The organism is Pseudomonas sp., assembly GCF_035554175.1.
Classification (GTDB): domain Bacteria; phylum Pseudomonadota; class Gammaproteobacteria; order Pseudomonadales; family Pseudomonadaceae; genus Aquipseudomonas.
The window spans coordinates 42,329-64,768 of record NZ_DATMIV010000003.1; the positions used below are offsets into that span (position 1 = coordinate 42,329).

The 22,440-nt window shown below is 60.8% G+C and carries 17 protein-coding genes; 2 read left to right on the forward strand and 15 right to left on the reverse strand.

Annotated features, from left to right (window positions below):
- Nucleotides 1-194: 194 nt before the first annotated feature.
- The 14 genes from VNV36_RS01470 to dksA form a co-directional block, all read right to left on the reverse strand.
- Nucleotides 195-494, reverse strand: coding sequence for a DUF2845 domain-containing protein (locus tag VNV36_RS01470; RefSeq protein ID WP_325715551.1), 300 nt, complete (start codon nt 492-494; stop codon nt 195-197).
- Complete coding sequence (locus VNV36_RS01475) at nt 491-3,442, reverse strand: DUF748 domain-containing protein (RefSeq protein ID WP_325715553.1); 2,952 nt, start codon at nt 3,440-3,442, stop codon at nt 491-493. The genes VNV36_RS01470 and VNV36_RS01475 overlap by 4 nt, the downstream gene beginning before the upstream one ends.
- A 221-nt stretch (nt 3,443-3,663) precedes the next feature.
- Nucleotides 3,664-4,680 carry a class I SAM-dependent rRNA methyltransferase gene (locus tag VNV36_RS01480; RefSeq protein ID WP_325715555.1) on the reverse strand — a complete coding sequence of 339 codons (1,017 nt, stop codon included), beginning with the start codon at nt 4,678-4,680 and terminating at the stop codon, nt 3,664-3,666.
- Between the two features lie 121 nt (nt 4,681-4,801).
- Nucleotides 4,802-6,739, reverse strand: coding sequence for an acetate--CoA ligase (acs, locus tag VNV36_RS01485; RefSeq protein WP_325715557.1), 1,938 nt, complete (start codon nt 6,737-6,739; stop codon nt 4,802-4,804).
- Nucleotides 6,740-6,939: 200 nt separating this feature from the next.
- The gene (pgi, locus tag VNV36_RS01490) at nt 6,940-8,604 is read right to left on the reverse strand and encodes a glucose-6-phosphate isomerase (RefSeq protein WP_325715559.1); all 1,665 of its coding nucleotides are present in this window, start codon (nt 8,602-8,604) and stop codon (nt 6,940-6,942) included.
- Nucleotides 8,605-8,986: 382 nt separating this feature from the next.
- Nucleotides 8,987-9,847: a pantoate--beta-alanine ligase gene (panC, locus tag VNV36_RS01495; protein WP_325715561.1), complete on the reverse strand. Its 861-nt coding sequence runs from the start codon at nt 9,845-9,847 to the stop codon at nt 8,987-8,989.
- Entirely contained in the window at nt 9,844-10,644 is an 801-nt protein-coding gene (gene panB, locus VNV36_RS01500) for a 3-methyl-2-oxobutanoate hydroxymethyltransferase (RefSeq protein ID WP_325715563.1), read from the reverse strand. The genes panC and panB overlap by 4 nt, the downstream gene beginning before the upstream one ends.
- 381 nt (nt 10,645-11,025) lie before the next feature.
- Nucleotides 11,026-11,502: a 2-amino-4-hydroxy-6-hydroxymethyldihydropteridine diphosphokinase gene (gene folK, locus VNV36_RS01505; protein ID WP_325715565.1), complete on the reverse strand. Its 477-nt coding sequence runs from the start codon at nt 11,500-11,502 to the stop codon at nt 11,026-11,028.
- Between the two features lie 3 nt (nt 11,503-11,505).
- Entirely contained in the window at nt 11,506-12,906 is a 1,401-nt protein-coding gene (locus tag VNV36_RS01510) for a polynucleotide adenylyltransferase PcnB (RefSeq protein ID WP_325715567.1), read from the reverse strand.
- A gap of 735 nt (nt 12,907-13,641) precedes the next feature.
- Entirely contained in the window at nt 13,642-15,075 is a 1,434-nt protein-coding gene (locus VNV36_RS01515) for a sigma-54-dependent transcriptional regulator (RefSeq protein WP_325715569.1), read from the reverse strand.
- Between the two features lie 22 nt (nt 15,076-15,097).
- Entirely contained in the window at nt 15,098-18,052 is a 2,955-nt protein-coding gene (locus VNV36_RS01520; protein WP_325715571.1) for a sensor histidine kinase, read from the reverse strand.
- The gene (locus tag VNV36_RS01525; protein WP_003176118.1) at nt 18,036-18,212 is read right to left on the reverse strand and encodes a hypothetical protein; all 177 of its coding nucleotides are present in this window, start codon (nt 18,210-18,212) and stop codon (nt 18,036-18,038) included. The genes VNV36_RS01520 and VNV36_RS01525 overlap by 17 nt, the downstream gene beginning before the upstream one ends.
- A 77-nt stretch (nt 18,213-18,289) precedes the next feature.
- Nucleotides 18,290-19,186, reverse strand: a complete 897-nt coding sequence (gene gluQRS / locus VNV36_RS01530; RefSeq protein WP_325715573.1) for a tRNA glutamyl-Q(34) synthetase GluQRS — start codon at nt 19,184-19,186, stop codon at nt 18,290-18,292.
- A 211-nt stretch (nt 19,187-19,397) separates the two neighbouring features.
- On the reverse strand, nt 19,398-19,841 hold the full coding sequence (dksA, locus tag VNV36_RS01535) for an RNA polymerase-binding protein DksA (protein WP_325715575.1): 444 nt from the start codon (nt 19,839-19,841) through the stop codon (nt 19,398-19,400).
- A gap of 333 nt (nt 19,842-20,174) precedes the next feature.
- Here dksA and VNV36_RS01540 point away from each other — a divergent pair, with 333 nt between their 5' ends.
- Entirely contained in the window at nt 20,175-21,344 is a 1,170-nt protein-coding gene (locus VNV36_RS01540) for a pyridoxal phosphate-dependent aminotransferase (protein ID WP_325715577.1), read from the forward strand.
- Entirely contained in the window at nt 21,344-22,057 is a 714-nt protein-coding gene (gene sfsA / locus VNV36_RS01545; protein WP_325715579.1) for a DNA/RNA nuclease SfsA, read from the forward strand. The genes VNV36_RS01540 and sfsA overlap by 1 nt, the downstream gene beginning before the upstream one ends.
- On the opposite strand, the gene VNV36_RS01550 is transcribed toward sfsA, so the two are convergent.
- Complete coding sequence (locus VNV36_RS01550; protein WP_325715580.1) at nt 22,054-22,371, reverse strand: Rieske (2Fe-2S) protein; 318 nt, start codon at nt 22,369-22,371, stop codon at nt 22,054-22,056. The genes sfsA and VNV36_RS01550 overlap by 4 nt on opposite strands.
- Between the last annotated feature and the right edge of the window lie 69 nt (nt 22,372-22,440).

Below are 22,440 nucleotides of genomic sequence, written 5' to 3' on the forward strand. Positions count from 1 at the left end.
TGCATTCCCAATGTAGGAGCTGCCGAAGGCTGCGATCTTTTGCTCTTCTCAGTTACCGCGCTGCCAGTGGCATCGACCGAAGATCAACGTGGGAGCGAGCCTGCTCGCGAATGCGTAGTGTCAGCCGACAAATTCGTCGCAGACAAACCCTATTCGCGAGCAGGCTCGCTCCCACAGGGCGGATTTCGTTCGGTTCAGTTACCTCGTTTGCTGTTGATCTGCCGCAGGCGATTGCCTTCGAAGCGCAGGTATTGGTACATGCCGTTGTTCGGGCCGTAGGTCCATTCCTCGACCTGAAACTCCTCGCGGCGATTGGCGCTGCGCTTGTAGCCGAGCACGTCGCGGCTGACCGGCTCACCACACTTCTGCAGCACTTCGCTGGCGCGGTCGCCGAGGCTGATCAACTGGCTGCCGCAGCGCAAGGTGTCCGAAGCCGACGCGTGGCCAGCGGCGCACGCCAGTGCGAGCACAGCCAGCCAGTTACGCACGGTCATTCGGCATCCAGATGCATTTGCGTCACCACCCGACCATCGCTTTCAGCCTCGCCGAGATTGGCGTCGATGAAGTACACCCGGTCATCTTCCAGCTTGCCCTTGTCGACCAGGTAATCCTTGATCGTGCTGGCGCGGTCCTGGCCCAACTGTCGCAGCAGTACATCGCTGCCACTCCAGAACGCGATCACGCCCGCGCGCATTTTCGCCGTGCGCTCTTCCTTGCCCAGATCTTTCCATTCTGCCGGTGGTTGGGTTTTCAGGCGGGTGCGGTAGATACCTTCCAGCAACGCACCTTTCTCGCTCTCGGGCACTTGCAGCAGCGAGGCCTGAGCCGGGACTTTGTCGCCACGGCGCTGGAGCATCTTGTAGTAGTTGTACTGATATTCACGTTCCAGACGTTGCTCGGCCAACAGCGGCCCATCGCTGCTTTTCGCGGCGGTGCCTTCGATTTCCAGGCGCAACGCCGGACGCTCCTTGAGTGCTTGCGACAGTTTCACCAGCGCCGCCTCGGCGTCTTTGCTCAAGTCGCTGGAGCCCGGCGCGAAGGACACGGTACCGAGATCTTCGGAGCCGCCACCCCTGACCAGCCCGCCGATCATCTTGAACGGCGCGGCGGCGGCTTTGACGATCAGGTTGCGCAGGGTCTGCCAGACGATCGGCATCACGCTGAACTGCGGATTGTTCAGGTCGCCGGTCACCGGCAATTCGATGGAGATCTTGCCGTCGACGTCCTTGAGCAGGGCGATCGCCAGTTTCAGCGGCAGGCTTACCGCATCCGGGCTGTCGACTTTCTCGCCCAGCTGCAGTTGCTCGACCACCACCTTGTTTTCGGCTTTCAATTGACCCTTGGTGATCAGGTAATGCAGATCAAGATTGAGCCGGCCCTTGCGGATGCGATAGCCAGCGAATTTGCCGGAGTAGGGCGTCAGGGTTGTTAGCTCGACCCGCTTGAAACTGGTGGCAATGTCGAGGCTGGCCATCGGGTCGAACGGGTTGACCGCACCCTTGATGGTCACCGGTGCATAACGATCGACCTTGCCTTTGACGTCGACGCTGGCGGGTTTGGCCTGACGGCTGTCGATGGTGCCGATCTGGCCGTTGAGCTGCTGCACGGCGGTGGCGAAATTTGGCGTCAGGCTGAAGTCGGCGAAGTTGGCCGAACCGTCGTTGATCGCGATGGCGCCGATGTGAATGCCCAGCGGCTTGTCCTGGCTGGCCGGTTTGGGCGCCGTACTTTTTGCGGCGTTGTCCGCCGGTTGCGGGATCAGCAGGTCATCGACGTTGGTGGTGCGGTCATCGTTGATCATGAAACGCACGTACGGCTGCAACAGGTTGACCTTGTCGATCGACAGGCTGTCGCCGTGCTGATAATTCAGGCCTTCGACCACCACTTGCTGCCACTTGAGGAAGTCGCGGGTCTTGAGCGTGTCGAGGGTGTGCAATTGATCGATCTGCGCGCGGCCGGTCACGCTGAGCGCCAGCGGTTCGGTGCTTTTGAGGTTGACCTTGAGGTCGCTGCCGAGCATGCCGCTGCGCAGTTCCAGGCGAATGAACGGGTTGATATAGGACTGCGCGACACGCAAGTCGACGTCCTGGGTTTTCACGTTGAGCTGCGCGTTGACCGGGGCCAGATTGACCGTGCCGTCGGCGCTGATTCTGCCTTGTTTGCCCAGGCCGCTGTCGAGTTTGAGCTTGAAAGGCGAACCGTTGAGGCTGTCGAAATCCTGCAGGTCGACGTTCAGCGGGGTGATGTCCAGCGCCACCGCCGGTTGCGCCGAACGGTCGGCTAGATGGACGGTGTAGTTGCGTAGTTGCACGTCTTTGATCAGCACCTGCCATGGCTTGCTCGGTGCGGTAGAGTCAGTCTTGGGCGAGTCGGCGGCAGCGGGGGCATTGGCCGGTTCGGCGGCGGCTTTGGCGGCCGGTTTCGAAGGCTGGCTGGCGAACAGTTTCTGCCAGTCCAGTTGGCCGTCGGCTTCCAGCGCCGCCCAGGTTTCCAGCTTGTTGCTGCGGATCTTGCCGACCACCACTTGCTGTTTGGCCAGGTCGACAGAGGTCTCGCTGACGTCGAGGCGTTCGAGCCTGGCCAGCGGACGTCCGTCCGGGGCCTTGATGGCGAATGGCGCGACGCTTAGTGCCACGTTGTTCAGCAGCAGTTCGGTTTGTTTCGACAGGTTGAGTTTGTACTCGGTGCTGAGGCTGACCACGCCGTTCTCCAGCACCAGCGGCACCGCGTCGCGCACGTATGGCCAGAAGGATTTCATCTGGCCATCGGTGACTTTCAGCGTGCCTTCGGAAGTGAACGGGATCAGGCTGAAGTTGCCGGTCCAGTCGATTCGCCCGCCAGCGGGGCCGATGGCTACGAGGGTCATGTCAGCGCTGTCCTCAGGCAATGTGCTGAGGTTTTTCAGCTCGAAACTGAGGTCGTCGTAAAGAAACTCGATGGGCTCGCTGGGGCGCACGTCCTCGAAATGCACGACGCCGCCGGCCAGTTTGATGTTGTCGATGCGCAGCGGAAACGGCTTGGCGTCAGGATCGGCGGGTGTCGGCTCACTGGGCGGTACGTTGAACAGGCCCAGCAGATTGAGCTTGCCGTCCTTGGCGAAGAGGATTTCGCTCTTGGGTTTGTCCAGTTCGATGTCCGACAGGTGCAGCGCTTTGGTCCACAGGCTGTCGAGTTGCAGGTTGGCGTACAGGCGATCGAAGCCGACCTGCTCCTTGCCCGGCTCGCCGATGACCAGCCCCCACAAGGTGACCTCAAGACTGAACGGGTTGAGTTCGATACGCTGCAGGTGCGCTGGCAGGGTCGCATAGTTCGCCAGTTGCTGGTTGGCCACACGCAAGGCAATGCCCGGCAGGATCAGAAACCCCAGCAGGCTGTACAAGGCCAGGGCAGTCAAAAGGGCGCCAATCGCGCGGATCAATCCTTTGGGCATGTGCGGCTTCATCTGTCTGAATCGGAGTGCCTTGGAGTATGGCACGCGATTCTGGTTCCGAAGTGCTTGATGTGGGACAGGATTGTTCAGTTTTATCTGTACGAACAAATCCCATGTGGGAGCGAGCTTGCTCGCGATGGCGTCGTATCAGGCAGCCTTTTTGGTGACTGATGCACCGCTTTCGCGAGCAAGCTCGCTCCCACAGTGGAGTGTGGCTATCCGAGAATTGGGGATCACAACTGCAGAATCAGCGTCTTCAGCGGCGGTTGCTGGTCCAGCGACGGGAAGTCGGCGCCCGGTGTCATCACGCTCCACTCGCGCACGGGGCGCCCGGCCTTCTCGGCGCAACGCAGCACCTGTTCGCGCCAGTCATCCATGCTTACTTTCGCGAGGTTGTTGCAGCAGATCAGCACGCCGTTGTCGGCGGTGGTGAGCAGGGCCGGTTTGAGCAGGCTTTGATAATCGCGCAGCAGGTCGACGGTGCCGAACGCGCTTTTCGCCCAGGCCGGCGGGTCGAGCAGCACCAAGTCGTATTGGCGTTGTTCGAGGCGTTGATAGCTCGGCAGTTTCTGCCCGCGGCGCTGGCTGATCGGCAGGCCGGCGAGCTGGCGGATCGCCGGGAAGTAATCGGACTGAATGAATTGCATCGGCGGCAGTTGCGGGTTGAGCAGGCCGTTTTCGCGCCCGACCGCCAGATTGCCCTCGGCGAAATCCAGATTGCATACCTCACGCGCACCGCCAGCCGCGGCACTGAGGCCCACGCCACAGGTATAGGCGAACAGGTTGAGCACGCTTTTACCGTCAGCGTGATCCTTGACCCAGCCGCGGGTGTTGCGCAGGTCGAGGAACAGCAGCGGATCCTGCCCGGCATGCCGCCCGCGCACGCGGTAGTTCAAGCCCCATTCGTGACCGACCAGATCCGCCAGCGCGGCGTCTTCGGCTCTGTAGACGCTGTCTTCGCGATCGATTCGCGAGTTGCCCCGGGAGCGGTCGTTGTAGACCAGCAGGGTTTCAAAACCCAGCGTCTGGTTGACCATCGCATGCAGTTGCAGCAGGTCATCACGCTCCAGCGTCTGGTGAAAGCTCTGCACCAGCAGTTGCGGGCCGTAACGATCAATCGTCAGACCGCCGGCACCTTCCTGGCTGCCATGGAACAGGCGGTAGCAATCGGTGCCCTGGCTGTGCAGGACAGCGAGCAAGTCCTGGCGTTGATCGAGGGCGGCGCGCAGCGCCTGATTCAAGGAAGACATGCGGGCGCCTTGCTGAAAAAACGCGAATTCTATCAGCTACTAGCTTCAAGCGGCGAGCTACAAGCTACAGGCCAACGCAGGCCGCTTTAGCTTGCAGCTTGTAGCTAGAAACTTGCAGCTCTCAAGTATTGAGCCGCTTGTCGACCAGATCCTGCACCACACTCGGATCAGCCAGGGTCGACGTATCGCCGAGCGTGTCGAGTTCATTGCAGGCAATCTTGCGCAGAATCCGCCGCATGATCTTGCCGGAACGGGTTTTCGGCAGCGCTGGTGCCCACTGGATCAAGTCCGGTTTGGCGAAGCTGCCGATCTCCTTGCTGACATGCGCCAGCAGGTCTTTCTTCAGCTCATCGTTGGCGTCCGTGCCATTCATGGGCGTGACGAAGGCATAGATGCCCTGACCTTTGACGTCATGGGGGTAACCGACCACAGCGGCCTCGGCAATGCTGTCGTGCAGTACCAGCGCGCTTTCCACTTCGGCGGTACCGATGCGGTGGCCGGAGACGTTGATCACGTCATCGATGCGTCCGGTGATCCAGTAATCGCCGTCCTCGTCGCGGCGGGCGCCGTCGCCGGTGAAGTAATAGCCGGGGTAGGGCTTGAAGTAGGTGTCGATCATCCGCTGCGGATCGCCGTAGACGCTGCGGATCTGCGCCGGCCAGCTGGATTTGATCGCCAGTACGCCGCTGCCGGCACCCTGGATTTCCTTGCCGGTTTCGTCGAGCAGCACCGGTTGCACGCCGAACATCGGTTGCGTCGCGCAGCCGGGTTTGATCCGTTGCGCACTGACCAGCGGGCTGAGCATGATGCCGCCGGTTTCGGTCTGCCACCAGGTGTCGACGATCGGGCAGCGTTGCTCACCGACGACGTTGAAATACCATTCCCACGCTTCCGGGTTGATCGGCTCACCGACGCTGCCGAGCAGTCTGAGGCTTGCACGCGATGTTTGTTTCAATGGTTCGGCGCCTTCGCGCATCAACGCGCGCAACGCGGTAGGTGCGGTATAGAAGATGTTGACCTTGTGCTTGTCGATCACCCGCCAGAAACGCGAACTGCTCGGGTAGCTCGGCACGCCTTCGAACATCAATGTGGTTGCACCGTTGGCGAGCGGGCCATAGACGATGTAACTGTGGCCGGTGACCCAGCCGACGTCGGCAGTGCACCAGAACACTTCGCCGTCGCGGTAATCGAGCACGTATTTGAAGGTCATCGCCGCCTGCAGCAGGTAGCCGCCGGTGGTGTGCAGCACGCCTTTGGGTTTGCCGGTGCTGCCGGAGGTATAGAGGATGAACAGCGGGTCTTCGGCGTCCATCGGTTCTGGTGGGCAATCGTCACTGACTTCGCGCACGGCCTGGTGATACCAGAGGTCGCGACCCTCGACCCAGTCGACTTTACCCTGAGTGCGCTCGACCACCACAACGGTGCTGACGTTCGGGCAACTTTGCAGGGCTTTGTCGACGTTGTTTTTCAGTGACACAAAACGGCCACCACGCACGCCCTCATCGGCGGTGATCACCGTGCGGCAGTCGGCGTCGAGGATGCGGTCGCGCAGGGAGTCTGGAGAAAATCCGCCGAATACCACCGAATGAATCGCGCCGATCCGTGCGCAGGCGAGCATGGCGTAAGCCGCTTCGGGGATCATCGGCATGTAGATGCATACCCGGTCGCCTTTCTTCACGCCACGGCTTTTCAGTACGTTGGCCAAGCGGCAGACATGGTGATGGAGTTTGTTGTAAGTGATTTGCGCCGATTCGGCCGGGTCATCGCCTTCCCAGAGCAGCGCGGTCTGTTCGCCACGGCGTTCGAGGTGGCGGTCGGTGCAGTTGTAACTGACGTTGAGCTTGCCGCCGGTAAACCACGCCGCTTCACCGGTTTTCAGGTCATGGCGCTGGACGTGCTGCCACGGCGTGCTCCAGTCGAGGAAACGCGTGGCCTGCTCGGCCCAGAAAGTGTCGGGGTGTTCAATCGATTCGCGGTACAGACGCCGATATTCGTCCTGGCTCAGTTGAGCCGCCTGGCGCACGGCATCGGCTTTGGGGAACGTGCTGATATCGAACATGACGGTTCCTTATTCTTGTGGTGCGACACGAATAAAGATGCGCCGAGCGCTGCGCAGGTTCAAGTCATGCGCCAAAACAACTGTGGGAGCGAGCCTGCTCGCGAAGGCGGAGGACCAGTCAACGAAGGTGTTGAATGAAAAACCGCTTTCGCGAGCAGGCTCGCTCCCACAAGGGCATAGCGTTCGACCGAAGGCCGCTTTTATCCGCGATGACGACCGCGGAAGTAGTTGATCAGGCCCTGAGTCGAGGCATCGTCAGCCACGGTCTCATCGCTGCCAACCAGACGGTTGTAGACGCCTTTGCCCAGCTCCTTGCCCAGTTCCACGCCCCACTGGTCGAAGGCGTTGATGCCCCAGACCACGCTTTGCACGAACACTTTGTGTTCATACATGGCCACCAAGGCGCCGAGACGACGCGGGCTGATGCGCTCGACCACCAAAGTGTTGCTCGGACGGTTGCCCGGGATCACCTTGTGCGGCGCGAGTTTGCGCACGTCGTCTTCGCTCATGCCTTTGTCGCGCAGTTCGGCTTCGGCTTCCGGCAACGTCTTGCCGAGCATCAGCGCCTGGCTCTGCGACAGGCAGTTGGCGTACAGCCACTGGTGATGGTCGGAGACCGGGTTGAAGCTGACGATCGGCACGATGAAGTCAGCCGGGATCAGTTGGGTGCCCTGGTGCAGCAACTGGTGGTAAGCATGCTGACCGTTGCAGCCGACGCCGCCCCAGATCACCGGGCCGGTATCGGTCGACACCGAGGTGCCATCCTGACGCACGCTCTTGCCGTTGGATTCCATGTCCAGCTGTTGCAGGTGTTTGGTGATGTTGCGCAGGTAATGGTCGTACGGCAGGATCGCGTGACTCTGTGCGCCCCAGAAGTTGCCGTACCACACGCCGAGCAGGGCCAGCAGCACCGGCATGTTCTGTTCGAACGGCGCGGTCTGGAAATGCTGGTCCATGGTGTACGCGCCGGACAGCAGTTCCTTGAAGTTGGACATGCCGATGGCCAGTGCGATCGGCAAACCGATCGCCGACCACAGCGAATAACGACCGCCGACCCAGTCCCACATCGGGAAGATGTTTTCTTCGCGAATGCCGAACGCTACAGCGGCGGCGTTGTTGCTCGACACGGCGATGAAGTGACGATAGAGCTCGGCTTCCGAACCACCCTGAGCCAGATACCAGGCGCGCGCAGCCTGAGCGTTTTTCAGGGTTTCAAGGGTATTGAACGACTTCGATGAAACGATGAACAGTGTGGTTTCAGCGCGCAGCTTTTGTGTCAGTTCATGAAATTCACTGCCGTCGATGTTCGCCAGGTAATGGCAACGCACGCCTTTCTGAGCGTAGGACAGCAGCGCTTCGGAGACCAGCTCGGGGCCGAGGAACGAGCCACCGATGCCGATGTTGACCACGTCGGTGATCGGCTTCTCGGTGTAACCACGCCACAAACCATCATGGATGCGCCCGACCAGATCGGTGATCTGGTTCAAGACCTTGTGCACTTCCGGCATCACATTGACGCCGTTGACCGACAGCTTGTCGCCTACCGGGCGGCGCAGGGCGGTGTGCAGTGCCGGGCGACCTTCGGACGAGTTGACGATTTCGCCGTCGAACAGCGCTTTGATCGCGCCCTTCAGATCGACTTCATTGGCCAGACCCACCAGCAGGTTGCGGGTCTGGGCGTTGATCAAATTCTTCGAATAATCGAGAAACAGTCCGCAGCTGCTGAGGGTGAACTGATTGAAACGCTGCGGATCGGCGTTGAAGGCTTCGCGCATGCTGAAATCCTGCATGGCCTGGCGGTGATCTTTCAACGCTTGCCAGGCGGGCAGAGCGGTAACGTCGTGAGGAGTGCGGTAGTACGCCATCGCTGCGGTTTTCCTTTTTACTTGAACGGCCTTTTGAACACGGTGCAGATCCGGCACGTCCTTTTAGAGCGTGGGATCAACTGCGTCGACACGATTTCTGGACACAGGGCGAATACAGTAAACCTCGCGCTGCGTTCTGTCTTGACTTTGTCTGACCAGATCCCTGTACTTTTTTAACATCTGCACGGGAATTTGGCCGACAAACGGAGATGCCTGGAAGACTTTCAGGCACTCGGCATGGGCTGGCCGATGATTTTTGCAGCGCCGAAAACGCCTGTGGGAGCGAGCCTGCTCGCGAAAGCAACGTGTCAGGCGACCTTTATGTCAGCTGATACACCGCATTCGCGAGCAGGCTCGCTCCCACAGGGAAATTCGTCGCTGCTTAAATCGGGCTATCGAGATTCAAGTGCAGGTTGTCGATCAACCGCGTGGTGCCGAGGAACGCCGCCACCAGAATCACCAGATCACGATCTTCAGCCACCGCCGGACGCAACGTCAGGCCGTGGCGGATTTCCAGATAATCCGGACGCAGCCCCGCCGCCTTCAGCACCTGCAACTGCGCAGCAATCAGCGCCGGATAATCACGCTCACCCTGCTTGATCGCTTCGGCAATGTCGCTCAGCACTCGATAGACCACCGGCGCCACGGCCCGCTGATCCTCGCTGAGAAAGCCGTTGCGCGACGACAGCGCCAGACCATCCGCCGCGCGCACGGTCGGCTCGCCGATGATCTGGATCGGCATGTTCAGGTCGTGGACCAGCGCGCGGATCACTGCCAGTTGCTGGTAATCCTTCTGACCGAAGATCGCGAGATCGGGCTGGACCATGTTGAACAGTTTGCTGACCACCGTCGCCACGCCTTCGAAATGCCCCGGACGGCTGGCGCCGCACAGGCCTTCGGACAGTTGCGGCACGCTGACCCGGGTCTGCCCGGCCATGCCGTCGGGGTACATTTCTTCGACGCTCGGTGCGAACAGCAGATCGCAACCGGCCTCGAGGAGTTTTTCCTGGTCGGCGGCGAGGGTGCGCGGGTATTTGTCGAGGTCTTCGCCGGCACCGAACTGCAGCGGGTTGACGAAGATGCTCGCGACCACGAAGTCCACTCGTTGGGTGGCTTTGGTGATCAGTGCGACGTGGCCGCTGTGCAGGTTGCCCATGGTCGGCACGAAGCCGATGCGTTTGCCTTCACTGCGGGCGCGGGCGACGGCGGCGCGCAGTTCGCGTACGGTTTTGACGGTGTTCATGCAGAGAATCCGTGTTCGATGCCGGGGAACGTGGTGGCTTTGACTTCGTGGACGTAAGCCTTCAGAGCGGACTGGATGCTGTCCTGGCCATGCATGAAGTTCTTGACGAATTTCGGTACGCGGCCGGTGATCGACAGGCCAAGCATGTCGTGCAGCACCAGGACCTGACCATCGGTGGCATTGCCGGCGCCGATGCCGATCACCGGAATGCTCACGGCCTGGCTGATCTCGGCCGCCAGTTCGCTCGGTACGCATTCGAGCAGCAGCATGGCTGCGCCGGCCTGCTCCAGCGAGATCGCATCGGCACGCATCTGCCGCGCCTGATTCTCGTTGCGGCCCTGCACTTTATAGCCGCCGAGGATGTTCACCGCTTGGGGAGTCAGGCCCATGTGCGCGCAGACCGGCACACCGCGCTCCGCCAGCAGGCGAATCGACTCGGCCAGCCACAGCGCGCCTTCGACCTTGACCATGTGCGCGCCGGCCTGCATCAACTGGGCGCTGTTGGTCATGGTCTGTTCGAGGGTGGCATTGGCCATGAAGGGCAGGTCGGCGAGGATCAGGGCATCGCGGTTGCCACGCTTGACGCTGGCGACGTGGTAGGCCATTTCCGCCGTGGTCACCGGCAGGGTGCTGTCGTGACCCTGCAGGACCATGCCGAGGGAGTCGCCGACCAGCAGCACTTCGACACCGGCCTCGTTGCAGGCGTGGGCGAAGGTCGCGTCATAGCAGGTCAGCATGGTGATTTTTTCGCCTTTCTGCTTGAGGCTCTGGAGCGTGGTCAGGGTGATGGCTGGCATGTAAAAAATCCTCGTTCAGGCGCTCTGGAAACTACTGCGAGTCACGCGCGTGATTCTTCATCTACTCAGGCGCACGGTCTTGTGTCGTGCTTTAAAAAGGCCTGGATTGCGCCCGTAAGTGCCGGGTTGGCGGCAGCGGGACGCCTATAGTCGTGATGAGCCAACAGGAAGTCAATTGCGTGTGTTACCGCATTGTTACGCGAGAGGTGTTACCGGCGTTACTGATGCGATTCAGCGGCGCGGCGGGCCTGAATCGAGGAGATTTTGTCCGACAAGAATGGTGAATATCACACGATCAACTGTAGGAGCTGTCGAGTGAAACGAGGCTGCGATCTTTGATTTTCAGCATCAAGATCAAAAGATCGCAGCGTTCCGCAGCTCCTACAGACGTTCAAGTCCGACAAACGGGCAGGCGGTCAGCAGGTCTGTCAGCGTGCGGCCATCGGCGAGACGCAGATCTTGCGGCGCCAGTTCAGCGAGGGGATAGAGAACAAAGGCCCGCTCCTGAATCTGGTAATGCGGGACTTTCAAGCGGGGCTCGTCAATCAACCGATCGCCGAACAGAAGGATGTCCAGATCCAGCGTGCGCGGCCCCCAGCGCTCCAGCCGCACGCGTCCCTGATCGTTTTCGATCGCCTGCAAGGCGTCGAGCAACTCCAGTGGTGCAAGGCCACTGTCGAGCGCGGCCACGGCGTTGGTGTAACGCGGCTGGCCCGGCAGCAACGAGTCGCTTTGATAGTAGGCCGAGACGCCAGCGAGGGTGGTGTGCGGCAATTGCCCCAGCGCTGCGACGGCGCTGCGCAATTGACCGGCCGGGTCAGCGAGGTTGCTGCCCATGCCGATGTAGACGCGTTCCATAGCTTACTCGCCCGTCGCGCTCGGGGCACCGGCGCGCTTGCGCTTGGCACCGCTGCTGCGGCGACGCTTGCGTGGCGCGCCACTGGCGTCTTCGCCCTTGCCGCTGAGGTCGCGGATCATGTCGCGACGCTCGCTGTCGTTGGCGTCCTGATAATCCGTCCACCATTCACCGAGGCCATCGGTCTCCTCGCCGGCGCTTTCACGCAGCAGCAGGAAGTCGTAACCGGCGCGGAAGCGCGGGTTGTCCAGCAACAGATCGGCACGTTTGCCGCTGCGCCGTGGCAGGCGTTCCTGCATGTCCCAGATTTCGCGGATCGGCATGGTAAAGCGCTTCGGAATCGCGATGCGCTGGCACTGTTCGGCGATCAGTTCGTGGGCGGCTTCCTGCATCGCCGGAATCGGCGGCATGCCGCGCTCCTGCAAACGCAACACGCGGGCGGGCAGCGCTGGCCAGAGCAGGGCGGCAAAGAGGAACGCCGGGGTCACCGGTTTGTTCTGCTTGATGCGCAGATCGGTGTTGGTCAGCGCTTCGCTGATCAGCGTGTGGGTGTATTCCGGGTTGTATTCCAGCGCCTCGGCACTGGCCGGGAACAGCGGGGCGAACAGTTGCAGATCGACCAGCATTTCAAAAGTGATTGCGCCGTGCCCGGAGAGGAACAGCTTGAGCACTTCTTCGAACAGCCGCGCCGACGGGATCTCGCGCAGCATCGGCGCCAGTTCGCGAATCGGCTGCACGGTGTGCTTTTCGATACCGAAGTTGAGCTTGGCGGCGAAACGCACGGCGCGCAGCATGCGCACCGGGTCTTCCTGATAGCGTTGCTTCGGATCGCCGATCAGCCGGATCAAGTGATTGCGGATGTCGTGCACGCCGTTGGCGTAGTCGAGAATGCGCTCGCTGACCGGGTCGTAATACAGGGCGTTGATGGTGAAGTCACGGCGTTGCGCGTCTTCTTCCAACGTGCCGTAAACGTTGTCGCGCAGAATCCGCCCGCTCTCGTTGCGCGAAGACTGATTGCTGTCTTCGTCGTCTTCGTTGACCGGGTGATTGGCGCGGAAGGTCGCGACTTCAATGATTTCGCGACCGAAATGGATATGCACCAGCTTGAAGCGACGGCCGATGATCCGCGCATTGCGGAATTCGGCACGCACCTGCTCGGGGGTGGCGCTGGTGGCGACGTCGAAGTCCTTGGGCGTGATGCCCAGCAGCATGTCTCGCACACAACCGCCGACCAGGTAAGCCTGGTAACCAGCACCTTGCAGGCGTTCGACGATATTCACCGCATAGCGGCTGAATTGCGTTTTCTGCAGCGAATGTTGGCCGCTGTTGAGCACTTCAGGGGTGCTGCGGATGTGTTGCGTACGACGCACGGGAGTTCGGAATGACTGGAACAGCTTCTTCAGCATGGGATGCACTGTTTGAAGGAATGTTCGGCCATACCAAAAGAATGACCGCATGATGGGCGCAGATTCTAGCATTTAGTCGGGGGATGGTGTAGGACGCGGCGGATATGAGCTGCAAGCCGCATGCTAGAAGGGTCAAGCAAAGAAAAGCAGGGGGATTTTGTCGGGCGGGAGAAACTACAAGGGGAGCCGAAGCTCCCCAAGAAGTAGTTGCGTGCTCTTTTTATTATTGATTCGGGCTTCTTGTTTTTGTTGAGTGCCCTCGCCACGAGGTGTTTCCTTCGTGACCCTCCCAATCGGGAGCCAAGAGCAAACGGATTGCTTTGGTCGCTGAATTGCAGTGATCTGTCGATCCAACCAGTACAGGCTCTGTCTTAGGACAGTTTTTGTTGTTCTCGGCCTGGTCGTGGGGCAAGCCCCAAATACAACGCCTCTCCAAAAGAATCAGTTAGCTGCGCCTCTCGCCGTCTTGTTTTTATTGTGCGTGAGTCGATTCGTCTTATTTTTATTGTCTTGTGCATTGCTTGTTATTGTTCTTGTACCAGACATATAGCAGGGTGCGTGCCAACTTTTGTCCCGCCCAGTAAAACAAGGGGTCAGGTCGATATAACCGTTTTGCAGGGGCGAAAAAAAGCCGGGGTTTCGTTACCGATAACCCCGGCTTCTGTTACGTGAATCGACTGCGGTAACAGTTTTTTCACATTGTCATGCGTTACCCGCGCACGCGGTGGGTGACGCTCAGCTTTCGCTGGCAACCCCGGTCTTGCGCCGTGGAATGCCCAGGCGCTGGCGGCGTTCCCACAGGCATTTGCGGCTGACGCCCAGTTTGCGTGCCAGCTCGGTCTCGGTCATGTGGTCCTGATGCTCGAGGACGAAGTGCTGGAAATAGTCTTCCAGCGACAGATCCTCGGTCGGCTCATGGCTGTTGTTGCTGGCGTTACCGCCGGTTTGCGGCGGCAGGCCGATGAACTCGTCGTCCTCCAGATCGCTCAGCTCGATGTCGATGCCCAGCAGGTCGGCGGAAATCTCCGGGCTTTCGCTGAGAATCACCGCGCGCTCGACTGCGTTTTCCAGCTCACGAACGTTACCCGGCCAGGAGTAGTGGCGGATCGCCTGTTCAGCGTCGGCGGCAAACTTCAGGTCAGTGCGATTGATGCGTGCGCTCTGCCGGGCGAGGAAGGCATTGGCGATTTCGTTGACGTCGGCGCCACGTTCGCGCAGGGGCGGCAGCTTCAAGGCAATGACGTGCAGACGGTAATAAAGGTCTTCACGGAACTGGCCGATTTTCGCCAGACTCTTGAGGTCGCGGTGGGTCGCGGCGATCAGGCGCACATCGACTTTCTGTGATTGCACCGAGCCGACGCGGCGGATTTCGCCTTCCTGCAAGACCCGCAGCAGGCGCGCCTGGGCTTCCAGTGGCAATTCACCGATTTCGTCGAGGAACAAGGTACCGCCGTCAGCCGCTTCGACCAGACCGGCACGCCCGGCGCTGGCACCGGTGAACGCGCCTTTTTCGTGGCCGAACAGCTCGGACTCGATCAGGCTTTCCGGAATCGCCGCGCAGTTCACCGAAATCATCGGCGCCTTGGCGCGCTTCGACAGATTGTGCAGGGCGCGGGCCACCAGTTCTTTACCGGTTCCCGACTCGCCCTGGATCAGCACGTTGGAATCGGTTGGCGCGACCTTGCGGATCTTGCTGTACAAGTCCTGCATCGGCGGGCAGGAGCCGATGATGCCGATTTCACCGTTGCTGTTGTCCACAGTGGCTTTGCCGCCATTGGCAGACTTGCTCGCCGTGGCTTCGCCGGCAGTGGGCGCCGACTGGCGATCACGCAGGATGCGCGCAACCGCCTGGAGCATTTCGTCGTGGTCGAACGGCTTGGCGATGTAATCGACCGCGCCCATTTTCATCGAGTCGACCGCCGAGCGCAGGCTGGCGTAGCTGGTCATGATCAGCACCGGCGTGCCCTGGCCAAGCTTGATCAGCTCGGTGCCCGGAGCGCCGGGCAGGCGCAGGTCGCTGACGATCAGATCGAACTCAGCAATGGTGAAGCGTTCTTGTGCTTCCTGCACTGATCCGGCTTCGCTGACCTGGTACTGGTTGCGTTCCAGCAGGCGGCGCAAGGCGGAGCGGATAATGGTTTCGTCTTCGACGATCAAAATGTGCGGCATTGATTCGATACTCTCGACGGTCTCAGTTCACAGCGGACGTCGCTTCGACATGACGCGGTAAAGTCACCCGGATCCGGGTGCCGCGTTGGCTTTGTACATCAGCCGGGCTGTCGATGGTGATTTGTCCATAATGCTCTTCAACGATGGAATAGACCAGTGCAAGGCCCAGACCGGTGCCTTCACCCGGATCCTTGGTGGTGAAGAAAGGTTCGAACAATCGGTCCATGATGCTCGACGGAATACCACTGCCTTCGTCTTCGACGATCAGATCGACCGTGTGTTCGCCGGCTTCGCTCTTGACCCGTACCGCACTGTGCGGCGGCGAGGCGTCACGGGCGTTGGAGAGCAGATTGATCAACACCTGGGCGAGTCGTTGCGGGTCGCCTTCGACCCAATGCTCGGGATCGCACAGGTTGTAGAACTGCACTTCGAAATTGCGCCGGTTTAGCGCCAGCAGGCCGATGGCATCCTGCGCGACTTCGGCCAGACACACCGGTTCGTCGCTGTGCTGATGGCTGCCGGCATGGGCGAAACTCATCAGCGACTGGACGATGCGCGAGACGCGTTTGGTCTGCTCGAGAATCTGCCCGCTGATCTCCGTCAGCTCGCCGTCGTCTTCACGCTCTTCGCGCAGGTTTTGCGCCAGACAGGCGATGCCGGTGATCGGGTTGCCGATCTCATGGGCCACGCCCGCCGCCAAGCGACCGATGCTGGCCAGGCGTTCGGAGTGCACCAGTTTGTCTTCGAGCATCTGCGTTTCAGTCAGGTCTTCGACCAGCAGCACCAGGCCGCTGTTTCCCGGCGCCAGCGGCTCATCGATCGCCGCTTTGTGCAGGTTCAGCCAGCGGGTCTGGCCATCGAGGGCCAGGTGCTGTTTGTGCAAATGTTCGTCGGGCAGGTTGATGAAGCCTTGCAGCAGTTCTTTCCACGGGTTGGCGATGGTGCTCAGGCGCGAACCGACTACCCGTTGGGCGGCGATCCCGGTCAGCTCTTCCATGGCCTTGTTCCACATCAGGATCTCCTGATCCTTGGCCAGCGAACAGACGCCCATCGGCAGTTCCTGCAAGGTCTGCCGGTGGTAGCGGCGCAGGGCGTCGAGTTCAGCGGCCAGGCCTGTGAGGCGCGAGTGGTAATCCTCAAGACGGCTTTCAATGAAGTGGATATCTTCGGTGACGTAGTTTTCGCCGCCGGCCTTATAGGGCAGGAAGGTTTCCACCATGTCCTGGGCCACGCTTGGCCCCATCAGGCCGGACAGGTTGGCCTCGATGCGGTCGCGCAAGCGGCGCAAGGCGTAAGGGCGGCGTTCATCGAAGGGCAGATACAGATCGCGCAACGCTTGCTCGACTTCTTTCTGCGCCGCCTTGGCGCCCAGCGGTTTGGCCAGTTGTGTGGCGAACTCCTGCGGCGAGGCCGCGTGCAGTTCGCGCCGTTGCGGGCGCCGGACGTTGTCCACGGCACAGGCTTCGGCGGCGCTGGCCTCTTCGGGGCTGGCGTTGGTGAACAGCGAGACCAGAGTGAACATCAACACGTTGGCGGCCAGCGAGGCAATGGCCGCCATGTGCCAACTGGTGTCGTCGAGCACGTAGATCATATTCAGCAGCGGGATGTAGAAACCCTGCAGATTGCCGACCAGCGGCAGCAACATGGTCACTACCCAGACCGTGATCCCCGCCAGCAGACCGGCGATAAAGCCGCGACGATTGGCGGTCGGCCAGTACAGTACCGACAACACCCCGGGCAGAAATTGCAGGGTCGCAACGAACGCGACGATGCCAAGGTTAGCCAGATCCTGCTCGACGCCGAGCATCAGGTAGAAACCGAAACCGGCCATGATGATCGCGACGATCAGCGCCCGGCGCGTCCACTTCAGCCAGCGGTAGATATTGCCCTCGGCCGGCGGTTGATAGAGCGGTAGCACCAGATGGTTCAACGCCATACCCGACAAGGCCAGCGTGGTGACGATGATCAGACCGCTGGCGGCGGACAGACCACCGACATAGGCGAGCAACGCCAGCGGTTTGCTGTTGGCGGCGATGCCGATGCCGAGGGTGAAATATTCCGGGTCGGTGGTGGCCCCGAGTTTCAGGCCGGCCCAGAGAATCAGCGGCACGGCGAGGCTCATCAGCAGCAGAAACAGCGGCAGCCCCCAACTGGCACTGACCAGCGAGCGCGGATTGAGGTTTTCCGTGAAGGTCATGTGGTACATGTGCGGCATCACGATGGCCGAGGCGAAGAACACCAAAAGCAACGTGCGCCACGGGCCTTCCTGCAGCGGCGTGTGCAGCGCGGCGAGGGCGGTCTGGTTTTGCAGCAGCCACAGTTCAAGCTGTTGCGGGCCGTCGAAAACGCCGTACAGCGCATACAGACCCACGCCGCCGAGGGCGATCAGCTTGATGATCGACTCGAAAGCAATGGCGAACACCAGCCCTTCGTGTTTCTCGCGGGTGGCGATATGCCGGGAACCGAAGAAAATCGTGAACAGGATGATCAGCGCACAGAACGCCAGCGCTACGCGGCTCTGCACGCGCTCGCCGGTGAGAATGCCAATGGAGTCGGCCACCGCCTGAATTTGCAGGGCCAGCAAGGGCAGCACGCCGATCAACATGAAAATCGTGGTCAGCGCGCCGGCCCAGGTGCTGCGAAAGCGGAAGGCAAACAGGTCGGCCAATGACGACAGTTGGTAGGTGCGGGTGATTTTCAGAATCGGATAAAGCAGCACCGGCGCCAGCAGAAACGCGCCGGACACACCGAGATAACTGGACAGGAAGCCGTAACCATACTGATAGGCCAGACCCACCGTGCCGTAGAACGCCCAGGCACTGGCGTAAACCCCCAGCGACAGGGTGTAGGTCAACGGGTGGCGAATGATCGCGCGCGGGATCATGCCTCGTTCGCTGACCCAGGCTACGCCGAACAGCGCCGCCAGGTACGCGGCGCTGATCAGGATCATCTGGGTCAGGCTAAAGCTCATCGGCATCTTTTTGGCTCTGCAGGATGAAGGTCACGACAATCAGGATCAGCCAGAGCAGATAAGGGCGATACCAGGCGCCCGTCGCGTCGATCCACCAATCCATGATGGCGGGGGAGAACAGGTAGATCCCGACGACCAAAAGCAGGACCAAGCGATAAATGTACATCCCGGCCTCTCTTTTTTATGCGCGTGCCCGAAAACGTGCGGCGATGGTAACGGATGGGCGCGCGACTGCAAGTGCCGTCATTGCAGTTGCGCTTCGGGCAGGGTCAGTGTGCGCGGGATCCTGTCGGCGTCCCAGTGGGCGCTGCCCCAGGCGAGCAGTTCGTGCGGCGAAGCGTGGGCCAGTTCGTTGCCGGGGTTTTGCCCCAGCGCACGCAAGGCCCGCAGCAACAACGGCGTGGCTTGATCGGCCTCGAGCGGTGGTGAACGGTAGGACTTGCCAAGCTTGTTGCCGTCCGGCTGGGTGATCAGCGGCAGGTGCAGATAGCGCGGCTGTTTCAGGCCGAGCAGTTCCTGCAGGTACAACTGACGCGGCGTCGAATCGAGCAGATCGGCGCCGCGCACAATGTCGGTGATGCCTTGCCAGGCGTCATCCAGCACCACGGCCAGTTGATAGGCGTAGAGCCCGTCACGGCGGCGGATCACGAAATCACCGATCTCGCGGCCCAGATGCTGGCGGTATTCGCCCTGCACGCGGTCGATGAAGTGGTACTCCAGCTCCGGCACGCGCAGGCGGATCGCGGCGTCGTGCTGATCATGCCCAGCGTTGCGGCAAAAACCCGGATAAATCCCGTGATACGGCTCCAGCTGTTTGCGCGAGCAGGTGCAGGCGTAGGCCAGGCCATGGTTGAACAGGCTGTTGAGCACTTCAGCGTAGGCCGCGTGCCGATCGCTCTGGCGCACCATCTCGCCGTCCCATTCGAAGCCGTAGCTTTCCAGCGCCTTGAGAATCGCCGCTTGCGCACCGGGCTCTTCCCGTGGCGGGTCGAGGTCTTCCATGCGCACCAGCCAGCGCCCACCGACCGATCGGGCGTCGAGGTAGGAGGCCAGCGCAGCAACCAGCGAACCGAAGTGCAGGTGGCCACTGGGCGTGGGGGCGAAGCGGCCGATGTAGGCGGGGGATGTGTTGGCGGTCATGGAAACGATAAAAGCTATTCAGAATGTACGCAGGTTACCCCTGTGGGAGCGAGCCTGCTCGCGAAAGCGGTGTGTCAGTCAATAATGAGTTGTCTGAAAGGACGCTTTCGCGAGCAGGCTCGCTCCCACAAAGGCAGGGGCAAGTTCGGCGGGCAAACCGTAGAAACAAAAACGGAGCGTTCGCACGCTCCGTTTTTCGTTCAGGTCGAGATTACTTGCCGACCTGCTTTTCCTTGATTTCCGCCAGGGTCTTGCAGTCGATGCACAGATCCGCGGTCGGACGGGCTTCGAGGCGCTTGACGCCGATCTCGATGCCGCAGGACTCGCACCAGCCGTACTCTTCGTCTTCGATCAGCTGCAGCGTCTTGTCGATTTTCTTGATCAGCTTGCGCTCGCGGTCGCGGGCGCGCAGTTCGAGGGCGAACTCTTCTTCCTGGCTGGCACGGTCGGCCGGGTCAGGGAAGTTGGCCGCTTCGTCTTTCATGTGATCAACCGTACGGTCGACTTCCTGCATCAAGTCCAGTTTCCACTTGTTCAGGATCTTGGTGAAGTGCGCGCGCATCGGAGCGCCCATGTACTCTTCACCCGCCTTCGAAACGTAAGGTTCGAAGCCGCTGATCGACGCTTGCTGCTGTTGCTTTGCTTGGGTGGACATGAAATAGACCGCCTCTACTCTTGTAATCCATTGCGCAGGATTGCTCCATCACCGACACCTGCCGGCCCTGCGGCTGCAAGCGGGCGAACTTACCAGATCAAATCAGCCTGCGCTACTCCCGGATGTCGAGTCCCCGGCGGGTGGCGCTTGCAGATGTTTGGCAAGCCGTGTCTGTGGGGGTGGAGGCCTGTTCAATCACTGATTTTAGTCAATCCTGGAGTGTACGTTCAGATCGTTACAGTCCAGCGTTCTTGAGGCTGTGACCTTCGCGGGTTCTCGCTCGTTCCGGCAGACGGGTAGAATCGTCTCTTTTTTCCCGTCGAAGGCATTCCAATGGCCCCCTACAGTGCGCGCAGTCGTGCGATTGAACCGTTCCATGTAATGGCGCTGCTGGCGCGGGCCAATGAATTGCAGGCCGAGGGCCACGACGTGATTCATCTGGAAATCGGCGAACCGGACTTCACCACCGCCGAGCCGATCATCCGCGCCGGGCAAGCCGCGTTGACCGCAGGCAAGACCCGCTACACCGCCGCCCGTGGCATTCCCGAGCTGCGCGAGGCGATTGCCGGGTTCTACCGGACGCGCTATGGCCTGAACATCGACCCGCGCCGGATCCTGGTCACGCCGGGTGGCTCCGGCGCGCTGTTGCTGGCCAGCGCATTATTGGTCGATCCGGGTAAACACTGGTTGCTGGCGGACCCGGGCTACCCCTGCAACCGGCACTTTTTGCGTCTGGTCGAAGGCGCGGCGCAATTGGTGCCGGTCGGGCCGGATGTGCGTTATCAGCTGACCCCGGATCTGGTCGAGCGGCATTGGGATCACGACAGCGTCGGCGCCCTCGTCGCCTCGCCGGCCAACCCGACCGGGACCTTGCTGAGCCGCGATGAATTGGCCGGGTTATCCTCCACGATCAAGGCCAGGCACGGGCATCTGGTGGTGGACGAGATCTACCACGGCCTGACCTACGGCACCGATGCCGCCAGTGTGCTGGAAGTCGATGACAGCGCCTTTGTCCTCAACAGTTTTTCCAAGTATTTCGGCATGACCGGTTGGCGCCTGGGTTGGCTGGTGGCGCCGGAGGCGGCAGTCAGCGAACTGGAAAAACTCGCGCAGAACCTCTACATCAGTGCGCCGAGCATGGCGCAGTACGCGGCGCTGGCCTGTTTCGAGCCGGCCACCATTGCCATTTTCGAAGAGCGCCGCGCCGAATTTGCGCGCCGTCGCGACTTTCTCCTGCCAGCGTTGCGTGAACTGGGTTTCAACATCGCCGTTGAACCTGAGGGCGCGTTTTATCTGTACGCGGATATCAGCCGTTTCGGCGGTGACGCCTTCGCGTTCTGTCGACATTTTCTCGAAACCGAGCATGTGGCCTTTACTCCGGGTCTGGATTTCGGCCGTTATCAGGCCGGCCACCATGTGCGTTTTGCCTACACACAAAATCTTGCGCGTTTGCAGGAAGCGGTGGAACGCATTGCGCGCGGCTTGAAGAGCTGGCAAGGCTGATGCGCTTTTATCCGGCTCTGGAAGAGGCGCGGCTGATTCGTCGCTATAAGCGTTTTCTTGCCGATATCGAAACGGTTAGTGGTGACTTTCTGACCATTCACTGTCCGAACACCGGTTCGATGCTCAACTGTCAGGTCGAGGGCGGACAGGTCTGGTTCAGCCGCTCCAACGACCCGAAACGCAAATTGCCCGGGACCTGGGAAATCGGCGAGACCCCGCAGGGCCGCCTGTTTTGCGTGAACACCGCACGAGCCAATGGACTGGTCGAGGAAGCCTTGCAGGCTGGCGTCATTACCGAATTGGCCGGGTTTACCGCGCTGAAGCGTGAAGTCGCGTATGGCCAGGAAAAAAGCCGTATCGATTTCCGTCTCGAATACCCCAACGGCCCAGCCTATGTCGAGGTGAAGAGCGTCACCCTGGGCTTCGATGGTACGGCGGTGGCGGCGTTTCCCGATGCGGTGACCCAGCGCGGCGCCAAGCATCTGCGTGAACTGGCGCATCTGGCGCGCGACGGCATCAGGGCGGTGCAGTTGTACTGCGTGAATCTGACCGGAATCGATGCGGTACGCCCGGCCGAGGAGATCGATTGGGCCTATGCCGAGGCGCTGCGTGAAGCAGTCACCTGCGGTGTCGAAGTGCTGGCCTACGGCGTGCGTCTCGACCATGAAGAGATGGTCATCGACCGCCGGCTCGACGTCTTGCTCGACGGTTAAACGTCGACCCACACGCCTTGTGTATCTTCCCGGCATTCAATTGCCATGAGCGACTGCCCGGCGCAGGGGCCTGCAACGCATTCGCCATCTTCAATAAGGAACAGTGCGCCGTGGGTGGCGCACTGGATCAGGCTGTTGCTCGGATCGAGAAACTGGTGTGGCTGCCATTCCAGTCCGACGCCACGGTGCGGGCAGCGATTGAAATAGACATAGGCCTGCCCGCCGCGACGTACAGCAAAGAGCTTTTTGCCTTCGATTACGAAACCGCGACTGCAGGCTTCGGCAAGATCGCTGCCGGCGCAGAGAAACTTCATGGCTATCCTCTAGTGTCCGCTGGTGTGTGGATATGTCCGAGCTTGACGTTCAAATGCAAACAATTATCA

Coding starts and splice junctions, on each gene's coding strand:
- VNV36_RS01470 (WP_325715551.1), bottom strand. CDS start 494: ATGACCGTGCGTAACTGGCTGGCTGTGCTCGCACTGGCGTGCGCCGCT.
- VNV36_RS01475 (WP_325715553.1), bottom strand. CDS start 3,442: ATGAAGCCGCACATGCCCAAAGGATTGATCCGCGCGATTGGCGCCCTT.
- VNV36_RS01480 (WP_325715555.1), bottom strand. CDS start 4,680: ATGTCTTCCTTGAATCAGGCGCTGCGCGCCGCCCTCGATCAACGCCAG.
- acs (WP_325715557.1), bottom strand. CDS start 6,739: ATGTTCGATATCAGCACGTTCCCCAAAGCCGATGCCGTGCGCCAGGCG.
- pgi (WP_325715559.1), bottom strand. CDS start 8,604: ATGGCGTACTACCGCACTCCTCACGACGTTACCGCTCTGCCCGCCTGG.
- panC (WP_325715561.1), bottom strand. CDS start 9,847: ATGAACACCGTCAAAACCGTACGCGAACTGCGCGCCGCCGTCGCCCGC.
- panB (WP_325715563.1), bottom strand. CDS start 10,644: ATGCCAGCCATCACCCTGACCACGCTCCAGAGCCTCAAGCAGAAAGGC.
- folK (WP_325715565.1), bottom strand. CDS start 11,502: ATGGAACGCGTCTACATCGGCATGGGCAGCAACCTCGCTGACCCGGCC.
- VNV36_RS01510 (WP_325715567.1), bottom strand. CDS start 12,906: ATGCTGAAGAAGCTGTTCCAGTCATTCCGAACTCCCGTGCGTCGTACG.
- VNV36_RS01515 (WP_325715569.1), bottom strand. CDS start 15,075: ATGCCGCACATTTTGATCGTCGAAGACGAAACCATTATCCGCTCCGCC.
- VNV36_RS01520 (WP_325715571.1), bottom strand. CDS start 18,052: ATGCCGATGAGCTTTAGCCTGACCCAGATGATCCTGATCAGCGCCGCG.
- VNV36_RS01525 (WP_003176118.1), bottom strand. CDS start 18,212: ATGTACATTTATCGCTTGGTCCTGCTTTTGGTCGTCGGGATCTACCTG.
- gluQRS (WP_325715573.1), bottom strand. CDS start 19,186: ATGACCGCCAACACATCCCCCGCCTACATCGGCCGCTTCGCCCCCACG.
- dksA (WP_325715575.1), bottom strand. CDS start 19,841: ATGTCCACCCAAGCAAAGCAACAGCAGCAAGCGTCGATCAGCGGCTTC.
- VNV36_RS01540 (WP_325715577.1), top strand. CDS start 20,175: ATGGCCCCCTACAGTGCGCGCAGTCGTGCGATTGAACCGTTCCATGTA.
- sfsA (WP_325715579.1), top strand. CDS start 21,344: ATGCGCTTTTATCCGGCTCTGGAAGAGGCGCGGCTGATTCGTCGCTAT.
- VNV36_RS01550 (WP_325715580.1), bottom strand. CDS start 22,371: ATGAAGTTTCTCTGCGCCGGCAGCGATCTTGCCGAAGCCTGCAGTCGC.